The 3,397-nt window shown below is 55.1% G+C and carries 3 protein-coding genes; 2 read left to right on the forward strand and 1 reads right to left on the reverse strand.

The window, feature by feature from the left end:
- The coding region (gene argE, locus QZ197_RS15310) for an acetylornithine deacetylase (protein WP_296433033.1) at nt 1–1,004 on the reverse strand (1,004 nt) is incomplete at its 3' end.
- A 214-nt stretch (nt 1,005–1,218) separates the two neighbouring features.
- Here argE and QZ197_RS15315 point away from each other — a divergent pair.
- Together QZ197_RS15315 and QZ197_RS15320 are read left to right on the forward strand one after the other, a co-directional pair.
- Nucleotides 1,219–2,223: an ABC transporter ATP-binding protein gene (locus tag QZ197_RS15315; protein WP_296433035.1), complete on the forward strand. Its 1,005-nt coding sequence runs from the start codon at nt 1,219–1,221 to the stop codon at nt 2,221–2,223.
- Nucleotides 2,216–3,274, forward strand: a complete 1,059-nt coding sequence (locus tag QZ197_RS15320; RefSeq protein ID WP_296433037.1) for an oligopeptide/dipeptide ABC transporter ATP-binding protein — start codon at nt 2,216–2,218, stop codon at nt 3,272–3,274. Before QZ197_RS15315 ends, QZ197_RS15320 begins: the two co-directional genes overlap by 8 nt.
- The last annotated feature ends 123 nt before the right edge of the window (nt 3,275–3,397 follow it).

Raw genomic sequence — 3,397 nt, forward strand, 5'->3', positions numbered from 1 at the left:
CCGTAGCTGACGACGTTGCTCGCGTTTTCGCCCGTCAGTTGGCGCACCATTGCCTCTGCGCGGCCTTGGACCTCGGGTAACAGACCCGGGACATGGAATGATTTCACGGCGCTGATGCCCGCCTCTGGTCGGACAGCCTTCATTTCAGCCTCGAGTTCCGCCACTTTGGCCATCAAGCGGGCCTCCCATGCGGCTATATCTTCGCCCGGCACCAAACGAAAGCTAAGGTCGAAATAGCAGTCTTTGGCTGTGATGTTATGTGCCGTCCCGCCCCTGATCTTGCCAGTGTGCAAGGTGGTGTACGGCGGCATAAAATCTGCAGCCAATGTGCTCGGGGTTTTTGCTGCATTCTCGATGTTTACATCATTGGCCCAGTTGATGAATTTGGCCGCCATCATAATCGCGCTGACCCCCGTAGGCGCGAGCGACGAATGCACCTCGAACCCGCGAAAGTGCATGTCATACCCGACACTGCCTTTGTGGCTGTTCGCAATTTTCATCATCGACGGTTCACCTACTAAAACCGTATCGGCACGCGGCATGCCCATCGCAACCATGTGATCGATCATTGGAGGTGCACCAGTGCAGCCGACTTCTTCGTCATAGCTAAGCGCAATTTGCAGGGGCCGTTTGATGCCGCGTTCCAATGCCAATGGCACCGCCGACAAAGCCAGCGCATCAAAGCCTTTCATGTCGCAGGTGCCGCGCCCGTAAAGCTTGCCTTGACGTTCGGTCACCGTGAACGGATCCGTGTCCCACGCTTGCCCGTCGACGGGAACCACGTCGGTGTGACCTGACAAAATGACGCCGCCATCCACCTGCGGGCCGATATGGGCGTAAAGGGCGGCTTTCGTGCCGTCCTCGTTGGGAACCCGCGTTGACGCCACCCCATAACCGTCCAAATATTCCTCAACGAAATCAATCAAATCGAGGTTGCTGTCACGGCTGACCGTTGGAAAGCTGACCAACTTGTCCATTAGTTCTCGGGCGCTCAGGGTCATCATATTCCTTTCCAGAATGTGCCGCTATTTGCGCATCATTTACGAACAGATGCGCAGTAGGCGGGCAGTGCATAGTTTGGCCTGACATTGACTGGTCTGCAAACATGAATCACCTTGCGGGTTCTCAATTTGATGGTACCGTCTGATACTTATACAACTGGACCCATCAGAGGTGCAGGCTAAAAATACGAAAATTGAACCACTTGGGAGGTTCTATATGCCTGACGGGGCGCTGCCAGTTCTGGATGTCCGGGACCTAAAAACTGTTTTTCAGACACGCGGTGGCGAAGTTCACGCGGTCAACGACGTGAGCTTTTCGCTAAAGCCCGGCGAATTACTCGGTGTTGTCGGCGAAAGTGGATCTGGCAAGTCCGTCACGATGATGTCGCTGTTGGGTTTGCTGCCCTCGCCGCCTGCGGAAATACGCAATGGTTCGGTCATGTTCGAAGGCAATGACCTGTTGCACGTGTCCCAAGAAACACTTCGGTCTGTTCGAGGCGGTAGGATCGGGTTTGTTTTTCAGGACCCTATGACATCATTGAACCCCGTTTATCAGGTTGGTTTCCAGATCATGGAACCGCTGCGCAAGCATATGGGGATGACCAAGCAAGAAGCGGCGAAGCGCGCACAAGAATTGCTGGAATTGGTCGGTATTCCTGATGCCAAACAACGCTTGCTTGACTATCCCCACCAGTTTTCAGGCGGTATGCGCCAGCGTGTGATGATTGCGATCGCCTTAGCCTGTGACCCGCAAGTTCTGATCGCGGACGAGCCGACGACAGCACTTGATGTGACCATTCAGGCCCAAATTCTTGAGTTGATGAAAGACTTGCGCGACAAACTGGGCATGGCAGTGATCTGGATCACCCATGATCTTGGCGTCATCGCAGGTATCGCTGACCGCGTGATGGTCATGTATGGCGGTCAAGTCGTAGAACATGCCCCCGTGCACGAATTGTTCAGTGATCCCCAGCACCCCTATACGCGCGCCTTGCTGAAAACGATTCCCAAAATCCATGCAGAGCGGGCCACGCGCTTGACCATTATCGAAGGCCAGCCGCCAATGATAACCGACGCGCCAACCTCTTGCGCATTCCGCGACCGTTGTGATGTGGCATTTGACCGCTGTGCTGTTGAAAACCCGCCACGCTTTGATTTGGGCGGAGGCCATGATGCCGCCTGTTTCTTTGATGCCCGCACCGGAGGGCCACGCGATGCTTGATGATACCAAAAAGCCTTTGGTTTCGGTCAAAGACCTTAAGATGCATTTCCCGATCCATGCGGGGCTACTGCGCCGCCGCGTGGGTGAAGTGAAAGCTGTCGATGGTGTCAGCTTTGACGTCATGGAAGGCGAAACGCTCGGTTTGGTTGGCGAATCTGGATGTGGCAAATCAACATGCGGGCGCGCGGTGCTGCGGCTTTATGATATCACCTCTGGTTCGATCAAAATTGGCGACCGTGAAATCGGCGCGACCCCGCAGACGCAATTGCGCGACATGCGCCCGACCATGCAGATGGTGTTCCAAGATCCCCAAGCCAGCCTGAACCCGCGCATGACCGTCGAAGACATCATCAAAGAACCCTTTGATGAACACACAAAGCTGAACGACGCTGAAAAGCGCGCCAAAGTCGCGGAGCTAATGGATGCGGTTGGGTTAAACCGCAAATTCGCCAAGCGGTATCCACAAGCCTTTTCTGGCGGTCAGCGCCAGCGCATCGGTATTGCCCGTGCTTTGGCTTTAAACCCTAAATTCATCGTATGCGATGAACCGATTGCCGCCCTTGATGTGTCGATCCAGGCGCAGGTCGTGAACCTGCTGGAAGACCTGCAAGAGCAGTTCGGCCTGACTTATTTGTTCATCAGCCATGATTTGTCTATGGTACGCCACATCGCGACCCGCGTGGCCGTGATGTATCTGGGCAAAATCGTCGAATTGGCCCCCCGCGAAGGGCTTTATGCTGACCCGCTACACCCCTACACAAAGGCCCTGCTCTCTGCTGTGCCAGAACCGGACCCAAGCCTTGCGCGCGCATCTCAGCGTATCATTTTGCAAGGCGATGTCCCGTCCCCGTCGAACCCGCCCAAGGGCTGTAATTTCTGCACTCGCTGCCCGTCCGTCATGGACATCTGCAAGCAGGTGGAACCCGAATATCGTGAAGTGCAACCAGGTCGGTTTACCGCCTGCCATCTTTATAACGATACAAATGACACTGCCGGACAAACGGCAGGTCAAGAGGCAAACAAGAGCGTTAACAAGGAGAAGACAACATGAAACTCAAAACAGCACTAATGGGTGCAGTTGCCACGGCACTACTTGCGCCGATGGCATTTGCAGACGCCCATGAAGGCGAGCGTGGCCGCGATGGCGAAGTCAAAATCATCTATTGGCAGGCCG

Origin of the sequence: Yoonia sp. (genome assembly GCF_017854415.1) — a bacterium.
GTDB lineage: Bacteria > Pseudomonadota > Alphaproteobacteria > Rhodobacterales > Rhodobacteraceae > Yoonia.

Coding starts and splice junctions, on each gene's coding strand:
- QZ197_RS15315 (WP_296433035.1), top strand. CDS start 1,219: ATGCCTGACGGGGCGCTGCCAGTTCTGGATGTCCGGGACCTAAAAACT.
- QZ197_RS15320 (WP_296433037.1), top strand. CDS start 2,216: ATGCTTGATGATACCAAAAAGCCTTTGGTTTCGGTCAAAGACCTTAAG.